An 892-nucleotide genomic window follows, 5' to 3' on the forward strand; every position below is an offset into this window, starting at 1 on the left:
TGTCGTGAGTCGTTAAAGAGTTACTTGTTCGGTAGGCTTCGTGTATGTCGGGTCCTGCGGCGAAGTCGCTGTCGTTGAGTGATCATGAGCGGTCGGTACTGCTCGGGTGGGTGCGGCGGCCTACGTCGTCGGCGCGGTTGGTGCAACGGTCCCGGATCGTGCTGGCCTACGCGGATTCTGGTCAGGTCGCTGCGGTGGCCAAGCAGGTCGGGGTGAGCGCGCCGACGGTGACCAAGTGGCGTGACCGTTTCCTGGCTGACCGCCTGGATGGCCTGGGGGACGCGCCCCGGCCAGGTCAGCCGCGCAAGCTGAGCAATGAGCAGATCGAGGCGTTGATCTCGCGGACGATGGACGGCGCCCCGCCCTTGGGGGACACGCACTGGTCGACGCGGTCGATGGCCGCCGATCAGGGGTTGAACCAGACGGCGGTGTCACGGATCTGGCGGGCGTTCGGGCTCAAGCCGCACGCCGTGGAGTCGTGGAAGCTGTCCAAGGACCCTGACTTCGTGGACAAGGTGCGCGACATCGTCGGGTTGTACATGTCGCCACCAGAGAACGCGCTGGTCCTGGCCGTGGACGAGAAGTCCCAGGTCCAGGCATTGGACCGGACCGCGCCGATCTTGCCGATGCTGCCGACCACCCCGGCTCGGGCCACGCACGACTACGTGCGGCACGGCACGACGAGCGTGTTCGCGGCGATGGACATCATCAGCGGATCGGTCATCGCCCGCAACTACCGCCGGCACCGCAGCGCCGAGTTCCTGCGGTTCCTCAAAGAGATCGACGCGGCCACCCCCAAAGACCTGGAGCTGCACCTGGTCCTGGACAACTACGCCACCCACAAGACCCCGGCCGTCAAAGCCTGGCTGCTGAAGCACCCGCGGGTCGTGCT

General features: G+C 66.4%; 1 protein-coding gene. It reads left to right on the forward strand.

The genetic code is table 11. The features are described 5' to 3' along the window. Positions 1–44: 44 nt before the first annotated feature. Positions 45–892, forward strand: an 848-nt coding sequence (locus PINTE_RS21445) for an IS630 family transposase (RefSeq protein ID WP_068434640.1), incomplete at its 3' end; no start/stop codon positions are given.

Source organism: Piscicoccus intestinalis NBRC 104926, from assembly GCF_001515525.1.
In the GTDB taxonomy this organism is placed as follows: domain Bacteria; phylum Actinomycetota; class Actinomycetes; order Actinomycetales; family Dermatophilaceae; genus Kineosphaera; species Kineosphaera intestinalis.